This window comes from Actinoplanes sp. NPDC049598, from assembly GCF_040675435.1.
Classification (GTDB): domain Bacteria; phylum Actinomycetota; class Actinomycetes; order Mycobacteriales; family Micromonosporaceae; genus Actinoplanes.
Genome location: NZ_JBFAOX010000017.1, coordinates 105,655 through 126,398, shown reverse-complemented (window position 1 = coordinate 126,398; position 20,744 = coordinate 105,655). Strand labels below are relative to the sequence as shown.

Annotated in this window: 24 protein-coding genes; 6 read left to right on the top strand and 18 right to left on the bottom strand. The window is 70.7% G+C overall.

Annotation, left to right across the window (positions count from 1 at the left end; genetic code table 11):
• Nucleotides 1–54: 54 nt before the first annotated feature.
• Nucleotides 55–795 carry an HAD-IA family hydrolase gene (locus AB0J66_RS32970; RefSeq protein WP_364669039.1) on the top strand — a complete coding sequence of 247 codons (741 nt, stop codon included), beginning with the start codon at nucleotides 55–57 and terminating at the stop codon, nucleotides 793–795.
• Between the two features lie 84 nt (nucleotides 796–879).
• Here AB0J66_RS32970 and AB0J66_RS32965 read toward each other — a convergent pair whose 3' ends face one another.
• From AB0J66_RS32965 to AB0J66_RS32935, 7 genes are all read right to left on the bottom strand, one after another.
• Nucleotides 880–1,182 carry a hypothetical protein gene (locus tag AB0J66_RS32965; protein WP_364669037.1) on the bottom strand — a complete coding sequence of 101 codons (303 nt, stop codon included), beginning with the start codon at nucleotides 1,180–1,182 and terminating at the stop codon, nucleotides 880–882.
• Between the two features lie 41 nt (nucleotides 1,183–1,223).
• Nucleotides 1,224–2,363, bottom strand: coding sequence for a diacylglycerol kinase family protein (locus tag AB0J66_RS32960; protein WP_364669034.1), 1,140 nt, complete (start codon nucleotides 2,361–2,363; stop codon nucleotides 1,224–1,226).
• 18 nt (nucleotides 2,364–2,381) lie between these two features.
• Nucleotides 2,382–3,365: a twin-arginine translocase subunit TatC gene (tatC, locus tag AB0J66_RS32955; protein WP_364669032.1), complete on the bottom strand. Its 984-nt coding sequence runs from the start codon at nucleotides 3,363–3,365 to the stop codon at nucleotides 2,382–2,384.
• A 9-nt stretch (nucleotides 3,366–3,374) separates the two neighbouring features.
• Nucleotides 3,375–3,710, bottom strand: coding sequence for a Sec-independent protein translocase subunit TatA (gene tatA / locus AB0J66_RS32950; RefSeq protein ID WP_364669030.1), 336 nt, complete (start codon nucleotides 3,708–3,710; stop codon nucleotides 3,375–3,377).
• A 163-nt stretch (nucleotides 3,711–3,873) separates the two neighbouring features.
• Nucleotides 3,874–4,071 (bottom strand): hypothetical protein, encoded by a 198-nt coding sequence (locus tag AB0J66_RS32945; RefSeq protein ID WP_364669265.1) that lies wholly within the window; start codon nucleotides 4,069–4,071, stop codon nucleotides 3,874–3,876.
• 15 nt (nucleotides 4,072–4,086) lie between these two features.
• Nucleotides 4,087–5,040, bottom strand: a complete 954-nt coding sequence (locus tag AB0J66_RS32940) for a YafY family protein (protein WP_364669028.1) — start codon at nucleotides 5,038–5,040, stop codon at nucleotides 4,087–4,089.
• On the bottom strand, nucleotides 5,037–6,005 hold the full coding sequence (locus AB0J66_RS32935) for a WYL domain-containing protein (protein WP_364669025.1): 969 nt from the start codon (nucleotides 6,003–6,005) through the stop codon (nucleotides 5,037–5,039). The genes AB0J66_RS32940 and AB0J66_RS32935 overlap by 4 nt, the downstream gene beginning before the upstream one ends.
• Nucleotides 6,006–6,171: 166 nt before the next feature.
• Between AB0J66_RS32935 and AB0J66_RS32930 the strand changes: the two genes are divergently transcribed.
• Nucleotides 6,172–7,140 carry a cation diffusion facilitator family transporter gene (locus AB0J66_RS32930; RefSeq protein WP_364669263.1) on the top strand — a complete coding sequence of 323 codons (969 nt, stop codon included), beginning with the start codon at nucleotides 6,172–6,174 and terminating at the stop codon, nucleotides 7,138–7,140.
• Nucleotides 7,141–7,151: 11 nt separating this feature from the next.
• The gene (locus AB0J66_RS32925; RefSeq protein ID WP_364669023.1) at nucleotides 7,152–8,222 is read left to right on the top strand and encodes a DUF3866 family protein; all 1,071 of its coding nucleotides are present in this window, start codon (nucleotides 7,152–7,154) and stop codon (nucleotides 8,220–8,222) included.
• Here AB0J66_RS32925 and AB0J66_RS32920 read toward each other — a convergent pair.
• Nucleotides 8,219–8,857: a class I SAM-dependent methyltransferase gene (locus tag AB0J66_RS32920; protein WP_364669021.1), complete on the bottom strand. Its 639-nt coding sequence runs from the start codon at nucleotides 8,855–8,857 to the stop codon at nucleotides 8,219–8,221. The genes AB0J66_RS32925 and AB0J66_RS32920 overlap by 4 nt on opposite strands.
• A 60-nt stretch (nucleotides 8,858–8,917) precedes the next feature.
• On the opposite strand from AB0J66_RS32920, the gene AB0J66_RS32915 reads away from it, so the two are divergent.
• Nucleotides 8,918–9,322: a DUF4362 domain-containing protein gene (locus tag AB0J66_RS32915; protein ID WP_364669020.1), complete on the top strand. Its 405-nt coding sequence runs from the start codon at nucleotides 8,918–8,920 to the stop codon at nucleotides 9,320–9,322.
• Between the two features lie 7 nt (nucleotides 9,323–9,329).
• Here the strand turns inward: AB0J66_RS32915 and AB0J66_RS32910 are convergent, their stop codons facing one another.
• Nucleotides 9,330–9,692, bottom strand: a complete 363-nt coding sequence (locus tag AB0J66_RS32910) for a nuclear transport factor 2 family protein (RefSeq protein ID WP_364669017.1) — start codon at nucleotides 9,690–9,692, stop codon at nucleotides 9,330–9,332.
• Between the two features lie 85 nt (nucleotides 9,693–9,777).
• On the opposite strand from AB0J66_RS32910, the gene AB0J66_RS32905 reads away from it, so the two are divergent.
• Entirely contained in the window at nucleotides 9,778–10,653 is an 876-nt protein-coding gene (locus AB0J66_RS32905) for an RNA polymerase subunit sigma-70 (RefSeq protein ID WP_364669014.1), read from the top strand.
• On the opposite strand, the gene AB0J66_RS32900 is transcribed toward AB0J66_RS32905, so the two are convergent.
• Both AB0J66_RS32900 and pafA read right to left on the bottom strand, forming a co-directional pair.
• On the bottom strand, nucleotides 10,632–10,799 hold the full coding sequence (locus AB0J66_RS32900; RefSeq protein WP_364669012.1) for a hypothetical protein: 168 nt from the start codon (nucleotides 10,797–10,799) through the stop codon (nucleotides 10,632–10,634). The genes AB0J66_RS32905 and AB0J66_RS32900 overlap by 22 nt on opposite strands.
• 30 nt (nucleotides 10,800–10,829) lie before the next feature.
• Nucleotides 10,830–12,188, bottom strand: coding sequence for a Pup--protein ligase (gene pafA / locus AB0J66_RS32895; protein ID WP_364669009.1), 1,359 nt, complete (start codon nucleotides 12,186–12,188; stop codon nucleotides 10,830–10,832).
• Between the two features lie 49 nt (nucleotides 12,189–12,237).
• Here pafA and AB0J66_RS32890 point away from each other — a divergent pair, with 49 nt between their 5' ends.
• On the top strand, nucleotides 12,238–13,167 hold the full coding sequence (locus AB0J66_RS32890; RefSeq protein WP_364669006.1) for a GDP-mannose 4,6-dehydratase: 930 nt from the start codon (nucleotides 12,238–12,240) through the stop codon (nucleotides 13,165–13,167).
• Between the two features lie 202 nt (nucleotides 13,168–13,369).
• Here the strand turns inward: AB0J66_RS32890 and prcA are convergent, their stop codons facing one another.
• The 7 genes from prcA to arc form a co-directional block, all read right to left on the bottom strand.
• On the bottom strand, nucleotides 13,370–14,257 hold the full coding sequence (gene prcA, locus AB0J66_RS32885; protein ID WP_364669004.1) for a proteasome subunit alpha: 888 nt from the start codon (nucleotides 14,255–14,257) through the stop codon (nucleotides 13,370–13,372).
• A gap of 46 nt (nucleotides 14,258–14,303) precedes the next feature.
• The gene (gene prcB, locus AB0J66_RS32880) at nucleotides 14,304–15,143 is read right to left on the bottom strand and encodes a proteasome subunit beta (RefSeq protein ID WP_364669002.1); all 840 of its coding nucleotides are present in this window, start codon (nucleotides 15,141–15,143) and stop codon (nucleotides 14,304–14,306) included.
• Nucleotides 15,062–15,673 (bottom strand): endonuclease VII domain-containing protein, encoded by a 612-nt coding sequence (locus AB0J66_RS32875; protein WP_364669000.1) that lies wholly within the window; start codon nucleotides 15,671–15,673, stop codon nucleotides 15,062–15,064. Before AB0J66_RS32875 ends, prcB begins: the two co-directional genes overlap by 82 nt.
• A 65-nt stretch (nucleotides 15,674–15,738) precedes the next feature.
• Nucleotides 15,739–15,954, bottom strand: a complete 216-nt coding sequence (locus tag AB0J66_RS32870) for a ubiquitin-like protein Pup (RefSeq protein WP_364668998.1) — start codon at nucleotides 15,952–15,954, stop codon at nucleotides 15,739–15,741.
• A 98-nt stretch (nucleotides 15,955–16,052) separates the two neighbouring features.
• Entirely contained in the window at nucleotides 16,053–17,570 is a 1,518-nt protein-coding gene (gene dop / locus AB0J66_RS32865) for a depupylase/deamidase Dop (protein WP_364668995.1), read from the bottom strand.
• Nucleotides 17,571–17,604: 34 nt separating this feature from the next.
• Nucleotides 17,605–18,834 (bottom strand): acyltransferase, encoded by a 1,230-nt coding sequence (locus AB0J66_RS32860; protein WP_364668993.1) that lies wholly within the window; start codon nucleotides 18,832–18,834, stop codon nucleotides 17,605–17,607.
• A gap of 58 nt (nucleotides 18,835–18,892) precedes the next feature.
• Nucleotides 18,893–20,674, bottom strand: a complete 1,782-nt coding sequence (gene arc / locus AB0J66_RS32855) for a proteasome ATPase (protein ID WP_364668990.1) — start codon at nucleotides 20,672–20,674, stop codon at nucleotides 18,893–18,895.
• Nucleotides 20,675–20,744 lie beyond the last annotated feature (70 nt).

Below are 20,744 nucleotides of genomic sequence, written 5' to 3'. Positions count from 1 at the left end.
CTAGTTCGTGGGTGTGACAACTTGCAGCACGGGCGCGATAGGTATGGTGCTCCCGTGCCGGATGTCGAATCGACCGATCACCCTCCCCATCGGCCGCGCCGTCAGGTCGATGCCGTGCTGTTCGACTTCCACGGCACGTTGGCGCAGGTCGAGGACCCTGTCACCTGGGTCGTGGCGGCCGCCGCGGCCTGCGGCCACACCCTGGAACGCCCCAAGGCCACCATCCTGGCCGACCGCCTGGTCACGGCCGGGCGCGCCGGCGGCCCCGTCCCGTCCCGAGTGCCCCTGCACCTGGCCGAACACTGGTCGGACCGGGATCTGTACGCCCACAGCCACCGCGCCGCCTACACGGGCCTGGCCGCCACCGTCGCCACGGACGTGGAAGGCCTGGCCGACGCCCTGTACGACCGGCTGCTGACCCCCGAGGGCTGGCTTCCCTACGCGGACACGGAGTCCACGCTGCGCACCCTGCACGACGCGGGGATCAAGGTCGCGGTGGTGAGCAACATCGGCTTCGACATCCGCCCCCACTTCGGCGCCTGGGGCATGTCGGCCCTGGTGGACGCGTTCGCGCTGAGCTACGAGGTCGGCCGCGTCAAGCCCGACCCGGCCATCTTCCTGCGCGCCTGCGGCATGCTCGGCGTGGACCCGGAACGCACCCTCATGGTCGGTGACACCCCGGCCGACGCCGGCGCGGTCAAGGCCGGTTGCGCCGCGCTCGTGCTCCCGGCGGCCGAGCCGGGCCGCCCGAACGGCCTGGGGGCCACCCTGGCCCTGGCCGGCTGCGCCGCCTGACCGAAGTCATCCACGCTCCTACCCGCTTCGCAGGCCGCCCCGCGCCGGCCCGGACGTCGAGCGACGTCGGACGGGGCGGTTCGCTCAGGCGTAGGAGTCCAGGGACAGGCCCTGGCGGACCTTGACGGGCTTGGGCTCCATGCCGGCGGCCTGGCGGTCGGCGACAGCCTGCTCGATGGCGCCCAGGGCCGGCTTCTCGCTCGGCTTCTCGCTCGGCTTCTCGCCCGGCTTCTCGCTCGGCTTATCGCTGGTGGAAGCGGCCGCGGCGGACGACTCGGCCGCGGCGGGCTTGGACTGGGCGGCAGCGGTCTCGGCCATGTCCTTCAGGCTGGCGCGGGCGCTGGCGAAGGCGGCGGACGCGAGCGAGGCGAGCGAGGTCATCTGCATGCCTTCACGTTCGGCCGCGGGGCGGGGATCTGACCGTGGGGCTACCGGAGCAACCGGACTGCACCCGGCACACACGTAATGTCGAGGGCGAGAGGGCCGACCCGCTCGCCGTCCGCATAGCCGATGATGCCCTCGGAGCGCAGCTTCACCCGGTTTGCCCGGAATGTCCGGACGCGGGGGTCGGTGACGTGGGTGCCCCGGTTCAGGCGGGGCTTGAGGCGGGCCAGGGCGAGCCGGCCGAACGGGACGGCGACCACTACGTCGAGCAGGCCGTCGTACGGGTCGGCGCCGGGCAGGATGCGCATGCCGCCGCCGTAACTGGCGCAGTTGCCCACGGCCACGAGCATGCCGGTGAAGCCGTGGTCCGCCCCGTCGATCTCCAGCTCGTAGACCCGCGGCCGCAGCCGGGCCAGCTCGAGCAGGATCGCCAGGTCGTAGCGGCGCGGACCGCGCGGCCACCGCATCCGGTTCGCCCGCTCGTTCACCAGCGCGTCGAACCCGCCGGCGAGCACCGCCCCGAACCACCGCACAGCCCCGGTACCAACTTCCGCCCCCGAGCCGCCCCGCCCAGCAGCCTCCGCGCCGCCCCCTGCAGCTAAGCCCGGCCCAGCAGCCGCCGCGCCGCCCTCTGCAGCTAAGCCCGGCCCAGCAGCCGCCGCGCCGCCACCTGCAGCCAAGCTCGGCCCAGCAGCCGCCGCGCCGCCACCTGCAGCCAAGCCCGGCCCAGCAGCCGCCGCGCCGCCACCGCCGGCCGAGTCCCGCCCAGCGGCCCGCGACTCTTCGGCGAACTTCATCCGCGCCAAATCCACGGCTATTGACCGATTTGCGACAATCGCGGAGGCGATGGCCGCGGCGGCGTCGAAGACATCAGGCGGGACGCCGACGCCGGCGGCGAAGTCGTTGCCGGTGCCGGCCGGCACTACACCGAACGGAACTGACGTAGCGGCGACAGCTTGCAGCGCCCGGTGGACAGTGCCGTCCCCGCCGACGGCCACCACGGCCGCCGCGCCGCCCGCCACGGCCGCGTGGCACGCGCTCTCAGCCTCGGCGCCGCTGTGGGCCTCGAGGACGCGTACGGCGCCGGCCTCGGAGAGGGTCGTCAGCACCCGGGGAAGCAGATCGCGGTGCCGGCCGCGCCCCGCCGAGGGGTTGGCCAGCACCGCGATCTCGTTGCTCGTCACAGCCGAGGAGCGTAGCTGCTAGGAGATGTCGTCGAACCGTCCGTCCAGCGGGCGGGGCGCGGACACCGGGCCGGACCTGGTCACCGGGCTCGGCGCCTCGATCGGCGTCGGGGCCTCGATGGGGTCGGACGCGCCGACCGGCACACGGTCGTCCTCGAGCGGGGAGATCTGGTCGTCGTCGAGGTCGGCGTAGATCTCCTTGCCGCGGCCCTTGCGCTTGTCGTTCAGGAAGGCCACGCCGACCGCGATCCAGTACAGCAGGATCATGCAGGCGGCCAGCAGGGTCATGCCGAACGGGCCCGGGTCGGGGGTGGCGATCGCCGCGAAGGCGAACGACAGGAACACCACGATCCGCCACCAGCCGGCCAGCTTGCGGGCGCTCACCACGCCCGTGAAGTTGAGCATCAGCAGGATCAGCGGGAACTCGAAGGCCGCCCCGAAGATCAGCAACATGTTGGTCACGAAGCCGATGTACGAGGAGACCTCGAGTTTCGTGCTCTCGCCGAGGACGCCGGCCTCCATGATGAAGGCGAGGCTGTGACCGACCACCAGGTAGGCCAGGACGGCGCCGGCCACGAACAGCGGCACCGAGATCGCCACGAAGACGTACGCCCACTTGCGCTCGTGACGGTGCAGGCCGGGCGCGATGAACGCCCACAGCTGGTAGAGCCAGACCGGGGCGCCGACGATCAGGCCGACCCACAGCGCGATCTTGAGGCGCAGGAGCAGGGTGTCACCGACGCCGAGCACGACCCAGTCGCAGTACTGGGCGCCGTCGGCGCGGACGGCCTGCGAGCTCGGCAGTCGGCAGTACGGCTCCTCGAGTAGGTGGAACACCCACTTCGAGAGGATGAAGCCGACGATGAGACCGACGACCAGGCCCAGCGAGGCGATGAACAGCCGGTTGCGCAACTCCCTGATGTGGTCCATCAGGGTCATCGAGCCGTCGGCCGCCTGCTCGAACTTGCTGGGCCCTCTGTTACGGCGAAGGGTCAGCTGCATGGCCGAGGGTCAGCGGTCGTTGGTGCGCTGCACCGGGTCGACGTAGGGCTGCGCCGGCGGCTGCTGCGGCTGCTGGTACGCCGCGGAGGGCGGCGGGGCCTGCTGGTAGCCCGGCTGCTGCTGGTAAGGCTGCTGCACCTCGCCCTGCAGGGGCTGACGGCCGTACTGCGGCTCGGCCTTCTCGGCGACGTCGTTGTTGTCGTCGACCAGGCCCTTGGTCTCGGCCTTGATGATCCGCAGCGACCGGCCCAGGGAACGAGCCGCGTCCGGAAGACGCTTCGCGCCGAACAGCAGCACGAGGACGACCACGAAAACGATGATGTGCCATGGCTTGAGGGCGCCCATGGGATAACTCCAGTCGGTCGGATCAGTTGTGCGGGGTCCATCGTACGTGTCAAATCTGGTGAGTTAGCCCACCGGACCCCGTGGATTTGCCAGGATCTTCGCGAAGTCTTGGACAACGGGGAAGGAACGCGGACGCTACCCGCGCGTCAAAATTCTGTAAAGACTACTTGCTGATCTGCGGCAGAGACTCGACCTTGGCCTGCAGTTCCTCCACCGCGACCTGCAACTTCATCGCCTCGGCCTGCCGTCGCTGGAGCTTGCCCAGCGCCCGCCGCAGGTCGCCCAGCGGGCGGGCCAGCCGGAAACCGGCGAAGCCGAGAATGACCAGCGCGACCACCACCACGGCGATCCAGATCCACATCAGCACCGGGCCACCCTACCGGCCGGGCGTGCTGTACTGATCCAGCGCGGCCGTGGCCTGGTCGTGAATCCGGGTGAGGAGCTCCGGCGGCCCGAGCACGGTCACGTCCGGCCCGAGGCCGAGCAGCAGCCGCTGGGCCCAGCCGAGGTCGGTGACCCGCATGGTCACGACCCACTCGTCGCCGGCCCGGGTGACCTCCTCCACCGGGTAGTACTCGGTGATCCAGCGACTGCCCCGGCCCACCCGCAGCGTCACGAGCTGCAGCTCCGGGCCGGGCCGGAAGACCCCTTCGCTGACGTCGTGCGGGACGGCCTCGGCCGGCGGCCGGGCCGGCTCGTCCAGTTCGCTGTACGCGTCGATGCGGTCGACCCGGAACAGCCGTGTGCCCTCGGCCCGGCGGCACCACGCCTCCAGGTAGGCCCGGCCGTCGACCATGACCATGCGCATCGGGTCGACGACCCGCTCGGTCGTCTCGTCGCGGGCGGCCGTGTAGTAGGTCATCCGCAGGGCGTGCCCGCGCTCGACGACCGCCCGGAACTCGTCGAGCCGCTTCTCGTTGCCGGGCAGGCGCACCTCGACCGGCGCGTCGGCCTGGTCCCCGGCCGCCGTCTCGATCTTGGCCAGGGCCCGTTCGATCACGTCGCGGTTGCCCGTGCCGGGCGTCTCGGCCAGCATCCGCAGCGCCACGACGAGGGCCAGGGCCTCGTCCTGGGTCAGGCGCAGAGGCCGGTCGATGCCGGCGTCGTGGCTGATCGTCACGGTGCTGTCGTCGAGCGCCATGTCGATCAGGTCGCCCGGGCCGTAGCCGGGCAGCCCGCACACCCAGAGCAGCTCCAGGTCCTCGCGCAGCGTCTTCTCGGTCACCCCGAAGTCGGCCGCGGCCTCGGCGACGAGGATCCCCGGGCGCGCGAGCAGGTACGGGACGAGGTTGAGCAGCCGGCCCAGCCGGTCCCCGGTGGGCCTGGTCATGAGCGTGCCACCACTTCCTTGAGGCGCTGGATGACGGCTTCGCGCACTTCCGGCGGGCTGACCACGAAGACGTCGGGGCCGTAGCCGACGATCCTGGAGGCCAGGGACTCCGCGTCGCCGTACGGGATGGTCAGCCGGTCGGCCTCGTCGCCGGGGATCGTGTCGGTGGCCCAGCGGCGCAGCATCGCGCCGCGGCCCTTCTTGACCATGACGGTGGCCCGGCCGTTGTGCGCCACCGGGCCCGACCACTTGGCGACGTGGCTGATCAGGTCGGGGTTCTCGGGCGGGCTGAACGCCTCGGGCCGGCCGACCGGCTTCACCGCGCCGACGATGCGCGACAGGCGGAAACACCGGGTGGCGGCGCGGTCGCGGTCGTGCCCCACCACGTACCACCGGCCCCGCCAGCAGACCACGCCCCACGGCTCCAGCCGCCGGGTCGCCGGGTCGTCGACCTCCGGGACGCGGTACGAGAAGGTGACCGCGCGCCGGTCCCGGGCCGCGGCCGCCAGCGGGCCGAAGGCGGGGTCGACGCTGACCACCGGCTCGACGCCGAGCGTGGCCTGCGGGTCGACCTCGACACCGGCCGCACGGAGCTTGGCCAGGCCCGAGGAGGCCGCGGCGGCCAGCCCGGCGTGCTGCCAGAGGCGGGCCGCGATGCCGACCGCGGCCGCCTCGTCCGGCTCCAGCAGGATGTCCGGAAGCGCGTACTCCCGGTGCGCGATGCGGTAGCCCGGCTCCTGGTCGAAGACGCTGGCCGTGCCGGTCTCCAGCGGCACGCCGAGCTCGCGCAGCTCGGCCTTGTCACGCTCGAACTTGCGCTGGAAGGCCTCGTGGTCGCGCGGGTCCTCGGGGTCGTGCTCGTACCCGGGCACGGTCGCGGCGATCTGCGCGGCGGTGAGGAACCGTCGCGTGGACAGAAGGCAGATCACCAGGTTCACCAGGCGCTCGGTGCGGGTCCGCGACACGATTGGCAACGCTAGCAGCATGGACGCGACAGTGACGTACGCGCTACTCCCCGGCGGTTTCCGGTGGCCGCCGGACGGAAAGGATGGCCGGGTGAGCCTCACACCAACGCCCGACGAGCAGTTCCCGGTGGGCCTGGCCGCCGCCGAGCCCCTCGACCCGGTCAATATGCCTGGAAAGTCCGAAGAGCCGGAGAACGAGAGCGTCGGCACGGTCATCGTGGCCGGCGCGGCCAACCTCGGCATCGCCGTGGCCAAGCTGGTGGCCGGCCTGATCTCGGGCTCGGCGGCCATGATCTCCGAGGCCGCGCACTCGCTGGCCGACACGATCACCGAGGTCTTCCTGTTCGTCGCGCTGCGCCGCGGCGCCCAGCCGGCCGACGAGGAACACCCGTTCGGGTACGGCAAGGAGGGCTACGTCTGGGCGTTCCTCGCCGCCTTGTTCACCTTCGTCGGCGGCGCCGGTTTCTCCGTCTACCACGGCGTGATGACGATCATCAACGGCGAGCACAGCGGCGAGTTCCTCTGGTCGTACGTCGTCCTGGTCGTCTCCTTCGTGGCCGAGGGCACCTCGTTCCTGCGGGCCAAGCGCCAGGTCGCCGGCGAGTCCATGCGCTGGGGCATCAGCCCGTGGCGGTTCCTGCGGCTGACCCCCGACACCACAGTCAAGGCGGTCTACTTCGAGGACTCGGCCGCCCTGATCGGCCTGCTGCTGGCCGGCGCCGGTCTCGGCCTGACCCAGCTGACCGGCGACGAGATGTGGGACGGCCTGGCCTCGGTGGCCATCGGCGTCCTGCTCTTCCTGGTCGCCGCGATCCTGGCCAAGAGCAACGCGTCGCTGCTGGTCGGCCGGGCCGTGCCGCGCCAGGTGCACAACCTGATCGCCCAGGACCTCAACTCGATCCCGATCGTGGTGGCCGTGCCGACCCTGCTGACCATGCAGCTGGGCCCGGGCGAGGTCCTGGTCGCGGCCAAGGTCGACTTCCAGGACGACTGCACCGGGGCCGACATCGAGGCCGCCTCGGACGAGGCCGAACGCCGGCTGCGGGCCCGCTTCCCGGGCATCCGGTACGTCTTCCTCGATCCCACCCGCGGCGCGGCCGGACGCAACCACATCGACGGCGGGATCGACGGATAGGGTCTGACGCCATGGTGCGGTGGCGGGTGGGGACGGTTCAGGCGGTACGGCGGCAGTGGCGGGGCGCCGTCGAGCTGGACACCCTGGTCGACGGGGAGCCGGTACGGGCCCTGGCCTACCCCGGGCTCGTCGGCGCCCCGGTCGCCGGCGACCGGGTGCTGCTCAACGTCGGCGCGCTCGTCATGGGTCTCGGCACCGGCGGCTACGCCCTCGTGGTGGCCCTGCCCGACCGGCTGCCGGCCGACCCGGTCGCCGACGGCACCACCCGCGACTCCGGCCACCTGGTCAAGGCCCGCTACACGCCGCTGCAGGTCATCGGGCTCGGCGTCGACGAGGAAGCCTCGCCCCACCGGGCGGTGATGGAGGCGGCCAGCTCCCTCGACGGCATGCCGGTGGTCACCGCCGACCTCCACTCGGCCCTGCCGGCCGTCCTGGCCGGGATCAAAGCGACAAGATCACAGGCCAGGGCGGCGTACGTGATGACGGACGGCGGGGCGCTGCCGGCGTGGTTCTCCCGCACCCTCGACGGCCTGTCCGCCCACCTGGTGGGGACCGTGACCACCGGCCAGGCGTTCGGCGGCGATCTCGAGGCGTCGACGGTGCACACCGGGCTGCTGGCCGCCCGGCACGTGCTCCGGGCCGACGTCACCATCGTGGCTCAGGGGCCGGGCAACCTCGGCACCGGCACGACCTGGGGCTTCTCCGGGGTGGCGCTGGGCGAGGCGGTCAACGCGATCGGCACCCTCGGCGGCCGGCCCGTCGGGTCGCTGCGGCTCTCCACCGGCGACGGGCGGGCCCGGCACCGCGGCGTCTCGCACCACAGCCTCACCGCGTACGGCCGGGTGGCCCTCCTCCCGGCCGACCTGCCGGTGCCCGACGGCCTGGACCCGGCCCTGCTGGCGGCCCTGGCGCCGCTGGCGGCGAAGCACCGCATCGTGACCGTGCCGGCCGACGGGCTCGACGAGGCGCTGCGCGCGTCCCCCGTCCCGCTGTCGACCATGGGCCGCAAGCTGGACGAGGACCACACTTACTTCCTGGCCGCCGCGGCCGCCGGCCGGCACGCCGCGTCGCTGCTGGGCTAACGCTTACGGACCAGCGTCACCCCGTCGCGGACCGGCAGCAGCACCGACTCCACCCGCTCGTCGGTGACGATGCGGTCGTTGAGCCGGCTGACCACCACGTCGGACTCGTGCGACGGCTGCAACACCCGCCCGTCGCGCAGCGTGTTGTCCAGGACCATCAGCCCACCCGGGCGCAGCTTCGGCACCAACGCGTCGTAGTAGTCCGGGTAGCCGGTCTTGTCGGCGTCCACGAACGCGAAGTCGATGCCCGCCTCCAGCTGCTGCAGCGTGCCGATCGCGGGCCCGAGCCGCAGCTCGATGAGCTCGTCGACCGCCGCCCGGGCCCAGAACCGCCGCGCCACTGCCGTGTACTCCTCCGACACGTCACAGCAGACCAGCCGCCCGTCCTTGGGCAGCCCGCGCGCGATGCACAACCCGGAGTAGCCGGTGAACACGCCCACCTCGACCGCGTACCGGGCCCCGGTCAGGCGCACCAGCATGGTCAGCAGCTCACCCTCGTCGTGCGTGATCTGCATGCCCGCCGCGTCCGGGAACAGCGCGCGGGTCTCGGCCGCCAGATCCCGCAGCACGTCGTCCTGCGGCGTGGTGTGCGCCAGCAGGTAGTCGTTGATCTCGTCACTGATGATTTCCGCCATGCCCCTCAGGCTGCCACTCCAAAGGGGATCCCAGGGGGCGCCCGGCGCGTCGAAGTTCCCGTGAAGACTTACGTCGTTGTTCCGCTGCTGCTGGTGGCCCTGGTCGCGGGTGGGTGCACCGAGCCCGGGACGGCGCCACCCGACGTGCTGAAGATGGCGCCGTCCGCCACAGTGGCCGACTGCGGCACGTTCACCCTCGACCAGGGCGAGCAACTCGCCCAGGACGCGGGTCTGTGCCTGCTCGGCGCCGCCCGGAAGGGACAGATCGCCCGGCTCCAGGTGAGCTCGCCCACCGTCGAGGGCGACCCCATCATCACCGTCTTCGCCACCCGGCCCGACGGCAGCGTCGAGGTCGTCGAGGACACCCGCCAGGACGCGTACGGCCCGCAGGAGATCACCCACGAGATCTGCACCGGCCCCGCCCTCGGCCCGGACGGCCTCCAGTTCGGCCAGTGCGGCCCGTGACCCCACCTCAGCGGGCGGCCCTCTCCCGGGCCGCCTGGAAGGGGGCGCGGTCGAACAGGAACCGGCTGCGGGTGATCTTCCCGCCGACGACCGTGACGCATTCCGCGCCGGGCGCCGACGGCACGAGGACCGTCACGGCGTCGTACATGACCAGGGCCCGCTCGTCGTCGCCGAACGCGGCGATCAGGCTCGCCGACTCCAGCATCGCCACGAACGGGGTCAGGAACTCGCGGTACGCCGCGGCGCCGGTCAGCCGCCCGGCCGGGGCGTCACAGACGATGTCGCCGGCGATGTAGCTCAGGGCCCGGTCGAGGTCGTGCGACCTCCAGGCCTCGTAGTAGGCGAGGGCGGTCTTCAGGGCGCGGCTCATGCGATCTCCTCCGTCGTGGGGTCGTCCGCACGGGTAGGCACGGACGGGCACCGGATCGGAACGGTGGCGTGGAAAAATCGGCCGGGTGGAACCGGCCTTCCGCACCGAGATCGCCCCGTACGAGCGGGAGCTGCGCCTGCACTGCTACCGGATGCTCGGCTCGCTCACCGACGCCGAGGACGCGCTGCAGGAGACCCTGCTGGCGGCGTGGCAGGGCCTGCCGGCCTTCGAGGGGCGTTCGTCGGTACGGACGTGGCTGTACCGGATCGCCACCAACCGCTGCCTGAACGCGCGACGCGCGCGGCCCCCGGAGCCGGTGGCGCCGTTCCCCGTCCCCACGCCGTCGCGCCTCGGCGAGGTCACCTGGTTGCAGCCGTTCCCCGACGAGCTGCTGCCCGACTCCCGGGCCGAGACGCTGGAGACGGTCGAGCTGGCCTTCGTGGCCGCCCTGCAGCGGATGCCGCGCCGGCAGGCGGCCGCCCTGATCCTGTGCGACGTGCTGGAGTTCTCCTACGCCGAGACCGCCGGCATGCTCAAGACCACCGCCACCGCGGTCAAGGGCGCCCTGCAACGGGCCCGGGCGGCCCGGCCCGCCCCGCCCGCCGGCGGATCGGACGACGACGACCTCGCCCGCCGCTTCGCCCGCGCCTTCACCGCCGGGGACGTGGACGGCGTGATCGCCCTGCTCACCGACGACGCCTGGCTGAGCATGCCGCCCGCCCCGCACGAGTATTTCGGCCGCCTTGCCATAGCCGGGTTCCTGGCTCGCAGCTTCGGCTACGCGACCCAGCGCCTGACCCCGGCGAGAGCCAACGGCCAGCCGGCCTTCCGCGTCTCCCTCGACGGCGCCTTCGCCGGCATCATCGTCCTCACGGTCCGCGGCGAGTCCATCGAAGCCGTCACCCGCTTCCACGAGCCGGCGCTGGCCGGCCGCTTCGGTCAGGACGTGACGATCAAGTAGAGCCAGCCCAGCAGGATGACGCCGAGGATCGCCGCCAGCAGCCACGTGGGGATGCGGTGGCCGCCCGCGCGGTTGCGGTGGATCTCGGCCCGGATGCGTTCGCGTTTGCGGCCGGCGCGGGACGACGGCTGGTCGGGCTCGGTCATGGCCCGGCCAGCCTATCGCCGCCTCGTCGGTCACATGCTGGCGATCAGGCGCTCCACGCGCTCGTCGTAGGCGCGGAACGGGTCCTTGCAGAGCACGGTGCGCTGGGCCTGGTCGTTGAGCTTGAGGTGCACCCAGTCGACGGTGAAGTCGCGGCGCTTCTCCTGGGCGTGGCGGATGAACTCGCCGCGCAGCCGGGCCCGGGTGGTCTGCGGCGGGGTCTCCTTGGCCTCGAAGATGTCCAGGTCGTTGGAGATGCGGTCGACCTGGTGGCGCTTCTCCATCAGCGCGTACAGCCCGCGGCCGCGCCGCACGTCGTGGTAGGCCAGGTCGAGCTGGGCGATCCGAGGGTGGCTCATCGGGATCTCGTGCTTGGCCTGGTAGCGCTCGATCAGCTTGTACTTCGACACCCAGTCGATCTCCCGGGCGACCGGGTCGAGGTTCTCGCTCTCGATCGCGTCGAGCACCCGGCCCCACAGCTCGACGACCCGCTTGGCGGTCTGGTCGCCGCCGCGGCGCTCGACGAACTCGGTCGCCTTGGCCAGGTATTCCCGCTGGATCTCCAGCGCGCTGACCTCCTTGTTGTTGGCCAGGCGGATCTTGCGGCGGCCGGTGACGTCGTGGCTGACCTCGCGGATGGCCCGGATCGGGTTCTCCAGCGACAGGTCGCGCATGACCACCCCGGCCTCGATCATGCGGAGCACGATGTCGGCGCTGCCCACCTTGAGCAGCGTGGTGACCTCGTTCATGTTCGAGTCGCCGACGATCACGTGGAGCCGGCGGTAACGCTCGGCGTCCGCGTGCGGCTCGTCGCGGGTGTTGATGATCGGCCGGGACCGGGTGGTGGCGCTGGAGACGCCCTCCCAGATGTGCTCGGCGCGTTGCGACAGGCAGAACACGGCCCCGCGCGGGGTCTGCAGCACCTTGCCGGCGCCGCAGATCAGCTGGCGGGTGACGAGGAACGGGATCAGGACGTCGGCGAGCCGGCCGAACTCGCCGTGGCGGGACACGAGATAGTTCTCGTGGCAGCCGTACGAGTTGCCGGCCGAGTCGGTGTTGTTCTTGAACAGGTAGATCTCGCCCGCGATGCCCTCGTCGTGCAGCCGTTTCTCGGCGTCGACCAGCAGGCCCTCCAGGATGCGCTCGCCGGCCCGGTCGTGAGCGACCAGATCGGTGACGGAGTCGCACTCGGGCGTCGCGTACTCAGGGTGGGAACCGACATCCAGGTAGAGGCGGGCGCCGTTACGGAGAAAGACGTTGCTGCTGCGTCCCCAGGACACCACTCGGCGGAACAGGTAGCGAGCCACTTCGTCCGGAGACAGCCGCCGCTGCCCCCGGTAGGTGCACGTGACTCCGTACTCGGTCTCGAGGCCGAAAATTCGCCGTTCCATGACGAAACATTAGCCTCATCGGCCACCCATTGGCAGACTCTGGGACGGGATGAACCTTCTGGTCACCGGTGGCGCCGGCTTCACCGGCTCGCACTTCGTGCGGGCCGTCCTCGGCGACCGCCTGCCGGGGCTGGAGGGCGCGTCGGTCACGGTCCTGGACAGCCTGCGGTACGCGAGCACGGGCTTCGACAACCTCGACGAGGTCGCCCACGCCAAGCGGCTCGACTTCGTGCCCGGCGACGCGGCCGACGCGGCGCTGGTGGAGGTGCTCGTCCGGCGCTGCGACGCGGTGGTGCACTGCGCGCTGGGCGAGGGCGCGGACCACGTCGTGGCCACCGCGACGCTGCTCCAGGCGGCCCAGCGGCGCGGTATTGACCGATTTGTACACATGTCGGCGGACTCGGTGTTCGGTTCATGGCCCGAGGATGCCGCAACGGAGGTTTCCCCGATGTCACCGTCGTCGGTCTCCGCGGCCGGGGTGGCCGGGGCCGACCTGCTAGCGACCGCCTTTCACCGCACCCACGGCCTGCCGGTCGTCGTCGCCCGGGCCAGCACGACCTACGGGAGCCACCAGCATCCCACCGGGACACTCCCCCAAGCCGTCACCGGCCTGCTGGACGGCCGCACGGTGCCCCTGCATCCCGGCCGCGTCCGGGACTGGCTCCACGTCGACGACCTCGGCCGGGCGATCGCGCTGACCCTGACCACCGGCCGACCCGGCGAGACCTACCACGTCGGCGGCTCGATCGAGTTGAGCGAACGCGCCCTGCTCGCCTTGATCGCCGAGGAGATGGGCATCGACCCCGGCCCGCTGATCCCGGCCGACGACGAACCCGGCGACCTCCGCTACGCCCTCGACGACACCAAGATCCGCGAGGAGCTCGGCTGGCAGCCCCAGGTCGAGTTCACCACCGGCCTGGCCGCCACGATCCGCTGGTACCGCGACAACCCCGCCTGGTGGCGCCCGCTCCTGCCTTGACCACCGGCCCGCGGCCCCAGCCGCCCGCCCTGACCACCGGCCTGCGGCCTCAGCCATCAGCACGCGGCCTCAGCCATCAGCACGCGGCCTCAGCCATCAGCACGCGGCCTCAGCCATCAGCACGCGGCCTCAGCCACCGGCGCGCGGCGGCAGCGTTCGAGAGCTGCCGGGACGCGACCTCAGCCGCGCCCCGGTCACATCGTCAGGAGCCGTCGCCGTTGACGCCGTCAGCCGGCTCGGCCGGGTCCGTGGGCTCGGCCGGCTCGGTCCCCTTCGCCGCCGGGGCGCCCTTGTCCTCGGTGTCCTCGGACGCCGCGGAGACGGTCGGCTTGTCGGTGGCGGGGCTCGGCGGGGCCGCGTCGACGTCGCCCAGCTCCTTCTCCGGCACGTCCTGGCCGCCCTCGAGCAGCGTCGACAGCGCCGCCCCGGAGATGCGGCGGAAGGCCCGGCCCTTGCGGCGCCGGTCCAGGACCGCCACCTCGAGCTGCTTGGTGGTCAGCTGACGGGTGGCCCCGTTCTCGCCGCCCACGCTGCCCAGCGCCTCGGCCGCCAGGGCCAGCGCCGCCGGCAGGTCGGCCGTGGTGTCGTGCCGCTCGCGCAGCACGTTCGAGATCGCCTCGGCCTGCCCGCCCATCGCCATGAAGCCCGGCTCGTCCATCACCGAACCGTCGTAGGTGATCCGGTAGAGCTCGTCGGTCTCCGGCGAGGCGCCGACCTGCGCCACGCAGATCTCCACCTCGTACGGCTTCTGGGTCTCGGTGAAGATCGCGCCCAGGGTCTGCGTGTACGCGTTGGCCAGCCCGCGCCCGGTCACGTCCCGCCGGTCGTAGCTGTAACCGTTGAGGTCGGCCATCCGCACGCCGGCCCGGCGCAGGTTCTCGAACTCGTTGTACCGCCCGACCGCCGCGAACCCGATCTTGTCGTAGATCTCGCTGATCTTGCGGAGGGTGGTGATGTTCTCGGCGACGAGCAGGATGCCGCCCTCATACGTCAGCACCACGGCCGAACGGCCGCGGGCGATGCCCTTGCGGGCGTACTCCGAGCGGTCCCGCTGGACCTGCTCGGGTGATGCGTAGAACTGCATGGCCACGGGTGGCTACTCCCTCATGAAGTCGACTGGCGGACGGTACGGGGCGTCAGCCGCCCGGGTTCTCCATGCGGCCGGAGACCACCTGCTCGGCCACCGCGGTGATCTCCTGCTCGGACAGACGGTGCGTGCCGTTCGCCGTCGCGCTCATCACCACCGGGAAGATCTTGCGGGTCAGGTCGGGCCCACCCGTCGCGGTGTCGTCGTCCGCCGCGTCGTACAGCGCCTCCACGGCCAGCCGGACCGCCTCGTCGGTGCTGATCCCGGGCCGGTACTTCTTCTTCAGGGCCGACTTCGCGAACAGCGAACCCGAGCCGATCGAGTCGTAGCCGGTCTCCTCGTACAGCCCGCCGGCCACGTCGAAGCTGAAGATGCGCCCCACCCGGGCCGGGTCGGACGGCGTCAGGTCGAAGCCCGCGAACAGCGGCACCACCGCGAGGCCCTGCATCGCCGCGCCCAGGTTGCCGCGCACCATGCCGGCCAGCCGGTTCGCCTTGCCGTCGAGCGAGAGCATCGTGCCCTCGATCTTCTCGTAGTGCTCCAGCTCGACCTGGAACAGCCGCATCAGCTCGATGCCGATGCCGGCCGTGCCGGCGATGCCGATCAGCGAGTACGAGTCGGCCGGGTGCACCTTCTCGATGTCCCGGCTCGCGATCAGGTTGCCCATCGTCGCCCGCCGGTCGCCGCCCATCACGACACCCTCGGCCGTCGCGATCGCCACGATCGTCGTGCCGTGCGGCGCGAGGTCGGCCGCCATCCCCGGCGGCAACGGCCGGCGCCCCGGCAACATCTCGGGCGCCGCCTGGGTCAGGAACTGCGTGAAGGACGACGTCCCCGAGTTTTGGAAGAACGCTGGTAGACGCCCGGATGGATCAAAGTCCATTGCCACGTGGTTCCTTTCAGATACGTGATCGCCTCGGCGAGGAACACCGGGTTGTCCCGGAACTGCCCGAGCCCGCCGTTGCAGTTGAAGCACAATATCCCGCGCACCCATCCAGTGCGATGATCGTGATCGACGTGTTGAGGGTCGGGCGCGCCACAGATCGCACACACCCCACCCTGCTCCGCCAGCATCTCCTTGACGTCAGCATCGGTGATGCCATAGCGATGGCGTAGGTGGTACTCGCGGGTGCCGCCGTAGAGCCGCTGTTTTGTCTCTCGGCCTCGGGCGTTGTGACAAGGGCGGCAGTACGTGTGATAGCCGTTCTTACTGGCCTTGGTGCGGGCGAACTCGGCCAGCGGCTTGACCACTTCACAGTCCGGGCACCACTTCGAGCCCTCGGCCACTGGCTCCGACGACCGCCGCTGCTCCTTGATCCCGCGCTTACGACGGCTGGCCTCCGACCGCTCAGCAGCGCACTGCTTGCAGTAGAAGGCCAGTCCGTCTCGCTGCCGGGCGTTGCGGTGAAAATCGCTCACCGGCAACGTCCGGCCGCATTGAGGGCAGCGCTTATTGTCCGATCCCCGTAAATCGGACATTTCGTTCACTGACCCCCTTTTTGCACGTATCCCCTCACGAACTCTTCTGCGTTCTCTTCCAGAACGGAGTCGATTTCGTCAAGGAGGTCGTCGACGTCTTCGGTGATTTCGGCGTGCCGCTCGGCTACCTCCGGGTTGGCCTCAGTGGTGACGTCCTCAACCTCTGAGTCCTGCCGGCCCTTGCCGGACTGCGACTGACCGCCGGTGTCTCGAGTTGCCATGGGGTACCACCTTTCTAGCCACCCGAAGCCCGCGACATCGGGTGGCTAAAACCTACCTCGCGGTTGTGACAAAAAACCGCCCGCCGGCCCCGTGTTTCTCAGCGGCTGGTGATGACTTCGAGGAGGTCCTTCGCGCTCTCGCACTTGTCGAACAGCGCGCCCACGTGCTTCTTGGTCCCGCGCTCGGGCTCCATCATCGGCACCCGCACCAGAGACTCGCGCCCGACGTCGAAGATGACCGAGTCCCAGCTGGCCGCGACCACTTCGGACGCGTACTGCGCGAGGCAGCGCCCGCGGAAGTAGGCCCGGGTGTCCTCCGGCGGCTCGGACATGGCCATCTGCACGTCGTTGGGGTCGAGCAGCGTCTTCATCGAGCCGCGCGCGACCAGCCGATGGTAGAGCCCCTTCTCCGGGCGCACGTCGCTGTACTGCAGGTCGACCAGCTGCAGTTTCGGCGACGACCAGGCGAGGTTCTCGCGTTCGCGGTAGCCCTCGAGCAGCCGCAGTTTGGCCACCCAGTCGAGGGTGTCGGCGCACTCGAACGGGTCGCGCCCGAGCTTGTCGAGCACGTCCTCCCAGCGGTCGAGGATGTCGAGGGTCTGCTCGTCGGCGTCGTCGCCCTCGCGCTCCTCGACGAACGCGCGGGCCCGCTCGTAGTAGGCCCACTGCAGGTCGAGCGCGGTGAGCCGGCGCCCGTCGCGCAGCCGCATGAGGTGCTTGAGCGCCGGGTCGTGGCTGACCGATTTGAGCTCGCTGACCGGGTCGGCGATGCCGAGGTCGCCGCTGAAGACCTTCTCCTCGATCATGTTGAGCACCAGCGACGTGGTGCCGACCTTGAGGTAGGTGGAGATCTCGGAGAGGTTGGCGTCGCCGATGATGACGTGCAGGCGCCGGTATTTGTCGGCGTCGGCGTGCGGCTCGTCGCGGGTGTTGATGATCGGCCGTTTGAGGGTGGTCTCGAGGCCGACCTCGACCTCGAAGAAGTCGGCCCGGGAGGAGATCTGGAAGCCGGACCCGGAGCCGTCCTGGCCGAGGCCGACCCGGCCGACGCCGGTGAAGATGGAGCGGGTGACGAAGAACGGCGTCAGGTGGGCGACGATGTCGGCGAACGGCGTCTGCCGGCGCATGAGGTAGTTCTCGTGCGACCCGTACGAGGCGCCCTTGTTGTCGGTGTTGTTCTTGTAGAGCTGGATGCGGTGGGTGCCGGGGATGGTGGCGGCGCGCCGTGACGCCTCGGCCATCACGCGCTCGCCGGCTTTGTCCCATTTGACGACGTCGAGCGGGTTGGTGCACTCGGGGGCGCTGTACTCCGGGTGCGCGTGGTCGACGTAGAGGCGGGCGCCGTTGGTCAGTATCACGTTGGCCAGGCCGAGGTCTTCGTCGGCGAGGGCGTCCGCGGGGTCGTAGGCGGCCCCGGAGTAGGTGAATCCGCGGGCGTCGCGCAGTGGCGACTCCTCCTCGTAGTCCCACCGGGCCCGGCCGCCGCGGTTGAGTTCGGGCCGTGCGCCGTAGGCGTTGACGACCTGGGACGAGGTGACCATTGGGTTGGCGCCGGGCTGGCCGGGAACGGAGATGCCGTACTCGACCTCGGTGCCCATAATCCGTCGAACGCTCATGCGACCATCCCGCCCGCCGTGCTGCCCCTGCTGCTCATGCATCGAGCCTAGACGCTTCGGCGCGGGTTCTCGCCCCGCCGTGTGCGCGGCGTGGCACGCTCGGTGGCGGCGGAGGGACCTTCGAGGCGAGGGCGCGGGCGGGAAGTTCCACCATTCGGTACGAGATCCAGGCAAGTCCGATCGCCCCGCAGAGGTACGTAACCCCAGCCAGCGCCCGGGTCGGGGCCGGCCCCGTCCCGAGGTCCGGGATCAGGCGCACGATCAGGAACAGCAGCACGACGTGCAGCAGGTACAGCGAGTAACTGATCTCGCCGAGCCAGGTCAAAACGCGGGGCATGGTCCGGTTTCGCATGACGAACGCGAACAGGAACGTGACGATCACCGCGGCGCACGTCAGCGCGTACGTCCTCTGAGAACCGATGAAACCGGCGGTGACCACCGTCAGGGCCGTGAGGCCGGCGAAGCGGCCGATCTGCCCGTGCTGCCACCGGTAGATCACCGTGCCGGCGAACATGACGGCCAGCAACAGCAGGCCCTGCCGGGACGAGCTGACCGTGCTGCCGGCCGCCGGGTGCCCGTTGAGGGCGGGCACGAGCACGACCGCGATCCCCAGCACGCCCGCGGCGGGCACGTGACGCCCGGTCAGAGAGGCCAGGACCACGAGGATCAAGACCGCCAGCAGTACGCCGGCGAGCGCGCGACGGTCCGCGAAGCCGCCCCCGAGCAGATCATCGGGAAGGTACGGGCCCACGACCAGCGCCGTCGTCGCCAGCAGGACCGCCCACCAGGCGCTGTGCCGGTGCAGCCGCCACGCGTAGAGCCCGGTCACGATCAGGTAGAACGTCATCTCGTACGACAGGGTCCAGAAGACCCGGACCAGGCCGCGCAGGCCGACCAGGTCGGGCATCATCGTCGCGTGGGCGAGCACGCCGGTGACCGTCTCGGCCCGCAGGGAGCCCGGCCAGCGCAGCAGACCGGCCGCCACCAGCAGCGCGACCAGGGCGATGGTGGCCAGGTAGGCCGGGTAGATCCGCAGCAGGCGGCCGGTCCAGAAGCGGCGCAGCGAGCCGTGCCGCTCCAGCGACATCGGGATGACGTAGCCGCTGACCAGGAAGAACAGCAGCACGCCGTACTTGCCGAGGTCGATCTGGCGGTAGATCGCCATGTGCCGCTCGACGCCGATCATCTGCGGGCTCAGGTGGAACAGCACGACGGTGAGCGCGGCGTAGCCACGGAGGGCATCGAGCCAGGCCATGCGTCTCATGCCCGGTAGAACGAGAGCGCGAGCCCGGGGAAACCCGGGCTCGCGCTCTGGCGAGAAACTACAGGTACTGACCGGTGTTGCTGGCCGTCTCGATGGAGCGGCCGGCCTCGGCGCCCTTGCCGCCGGAGACGAGCGTGCGGATGTAGACGATCCGCTCGCCCTTCTTGCCGGAGATGCGGGCCCAGTCGTCCGGGTTGGTGGTGTTGGGCAGGTCCTCGTTCTCGCGGAACTCGTCGACGCAGGAGTCGAGCAGGTGCTGCAGGCGCAGCCCCTTCTTGCCGGAGGTGAGGAACTCCTTGATGGCCATCTTCTTGCCGCGGTCCACGATGTTCTGGATCATCGCGCCGGAGTTGAAGTCCTTGAAGTACAGAACCTCCTTGTCACCGTTGGCGTAGGTGACCTCCAGGAAGCGGTTCTCCTCGGACTCCGTGTACATCCGCATGACCACAGCGTCGATCATCGCGGCGACCGTGACGTCGGCGTCCTTGCCGTGCTCGGCCAGGTCCTCCTCGCTCAGCGGCAGGCCGGGCAGGATGTACTTGCCGAAGATGTCCTTGGCCGCCTCGGCGTCCGGGCGCTCGATCTTGATCTTCACGTCCAGCCGGCCCGGGCGCAGGATGGCCGGGTCGATCATGTCCTCGCGGTTGGAGGCGCCGATGACGATCACGTTCTCCAGGCCCTCGACGCCGTCGATCTCGCTGAGCAGCTGAGGGACGATCGTGTTCTCCACGTCGGAGGAGACACCCGAGCCACGGGTCCGGAAGATCGAGTCCATCTCGTCGAAGAACACGATCACCGGCGTGCCCTCGCCGGCTTTCTCCCGCGCCCGCTGGAAGACCAGGCGGATGTGCCGCTCGGTCTCACCCACGTACTTGTTGAGCAGCTCCGGGCCCTTGATGTTGAGGAAGTAGCTGGTGTGCTTCTCCTCGCCCCGGCGCTCGGCGATCTTCTTGGCCAGCGAGTTGGCCACCGCCTTGGCGATCAGGGTCTTGCCACAGCCGGGCGGGCCGTAGAGCAGGATGCCCTTCGGCGGGCGCAGCTGGTGCTCCCGGAACAGGTCGGCGTGCAGGAAGGGCAGCTCCACCGCGTCGCGGATCTGCTCGATCTGCGAGTGCAGACCACCGATGTCGGTGTAGTCGACGTCGGGGACCTCCTCGAGGACGAGCTCCTCGACCTCGCTCTTGGGGATCCGCTCGTACGCGTACGCCGACCGGGGCTCGATCATCAGCGAGTCGCCGGCACGGAGCTTGGCGATCTCGAGCGAGTCGGCCAGCGAGACGATGCGCTCCTCGTCGGCGTGCGAGACGACCAGGGCCCGGTCGCTGCGCTCGCCGTCGGGGCCCGCGAGGACCTCCTTGAGGGTGACGACCTCGCCGGTGCGCTCGAAGCCGAAGGCGTCGACCACGTTGAGGGCGTCGTTGAGGAGCACTTCCTGCCCGCGCTGGAGGTCCTCCACCGTCAGCGACGGTGAGACCGCCACGCGGAGCTTGCGGCCGCCGGTGAACACATCGACGGTGCCGTCCTCGTGTGCTGCCAGGAATACGCCGTAGCCGCTGGGCGGCTGGGCGAGCCGGTCAATCTCTTCCTTGAGAGTGACGATCTGGGCCCGGGCTTCCTTCAAGGTCGCCACGAGCCGGTCGTTGTTCTCGGTCACTCGGGCCAGCTGCGCCTGCGTTGCCGCAAGCCGTTCCTCGAGCTGCCGGACGTGTCGTGGGCTTTCGGTCAACTTCCGCCTGACAAGGGCGAGTTCCTCCTGCAGGAACGCGACCTGGCTGGAGAGATCGTTGGCCTCTTTTTCCCAACGTGCGGCGCGGTTGTCCGCCTCGTCGCTGCGTGCCACGTCCCACCTCCCCGGGGGCTCGAACGTCTTGGGTTAACACTAGCCGCTGCGGACCGGATTTCGACCCATG

Coding starts and splice junctions, on each gene's coding strand:
- AB0J66_RS32965 (WP_364669037.1), bottom strand. CDS start 1,182: ATGCAGATGACCTCGCTCGCCTCGCTCGCGTCCGCCGCCTTCGCCAGC.
- tatC (WP_364669032.1), bottom strand. CDS start 3,365: ATGCAGCTGACCCTTCGCCGTAACAGAGGGCCCAGCAAGTTCGAGCAG.
- tatA (WP_364669030.1), bottom strand. CDS start 3,710: ATGGGCGCCCTCAAGCCATGGCACATCATCGTTTTCGTGGTCGTCCTC.
- AB0J66_RS32945 (WP_364669265.1), bottom strand. CDS start 4,071: ATGTGGATCTGGATCGCCGTGGTGGTGGTCGCGCTGGTCATTCTCGGC.
- AB0J66_RS32940 (WP_364669028.1), bottom strand. CDS start 5,040: ATGACCAGGCCCACCGGGGACCGGCTGGGCCGGCTGCTCAACCTCGTC.
- AB0J66_RS32930 (WP_364669263.1), top strand. CDS start 6,172: ATGCCTGGAAAGTCCGAAGAGCCGGAGAACGAGAGCGTCGGCACGGTC.
- AB0J66_RS32925 (WP_364669023.1), top strand. CDS start 7,152: ATGGTGCGGTGGCGGGTGGGGACGGTTCAGGCGGTACGGCGGCAGTGG.
- AB0J66_RS32920 (WP_364669021.1), bottom strand. CDS start 8,857: ATGGCGGAAATCATCAGTGACGAGATCAACGACTACCTGCTGGCGCAC.
- AB0J66_RS32910 (WP_364669017.1), bottom strand. CDS start 9,692: ATGAGCCGCGCCCTGAAGACCGCCCTCGCCTACTACGAGGCCTGGAGG.
- AB0J66_RS32900 (WP_364669012.1), bottom strand. CDS start 10,799: ATGACCGAGCCCGACCAGCCGTCGTCCCGCGCCGGCCGCAAACGCGAA.
- pafA (WP_364669009.1), bottom strand. CDS start 12,188: ATGGAACGGCGAATTTTCGGCCTCGAGACCGAGTACGGAGTCACGTGC.
- AB0J66_RS32890 (WP_364669006.1), top strand. CDS start 12,238: ATGAACCTTCTGGTCACCGGTGGCGCCGGCTTCACCGGCTCGCACTTC.
- AB0J66_RS32870 (WP_364668998.1), bottom strand. CDS start 15,954: ATGGCAACTCGAGACACCGGCGGTCAGTCGCAGTCCGGCAAGGGCCGG.
- dop (WP_364668995.1), bottom strand. CDS start 17,570: ATGAGCGTTCGACGGATTATGGGCACCGAGGTCGAGTACGGCATCTCC.
- AB0J66_RS32860 (WP_364668993.1), bottom strand. CDS start 18,834: ATGAGACGCATGGCCTGGCTCGATGCCCTCCGTGGCTACGCCGCGCTC.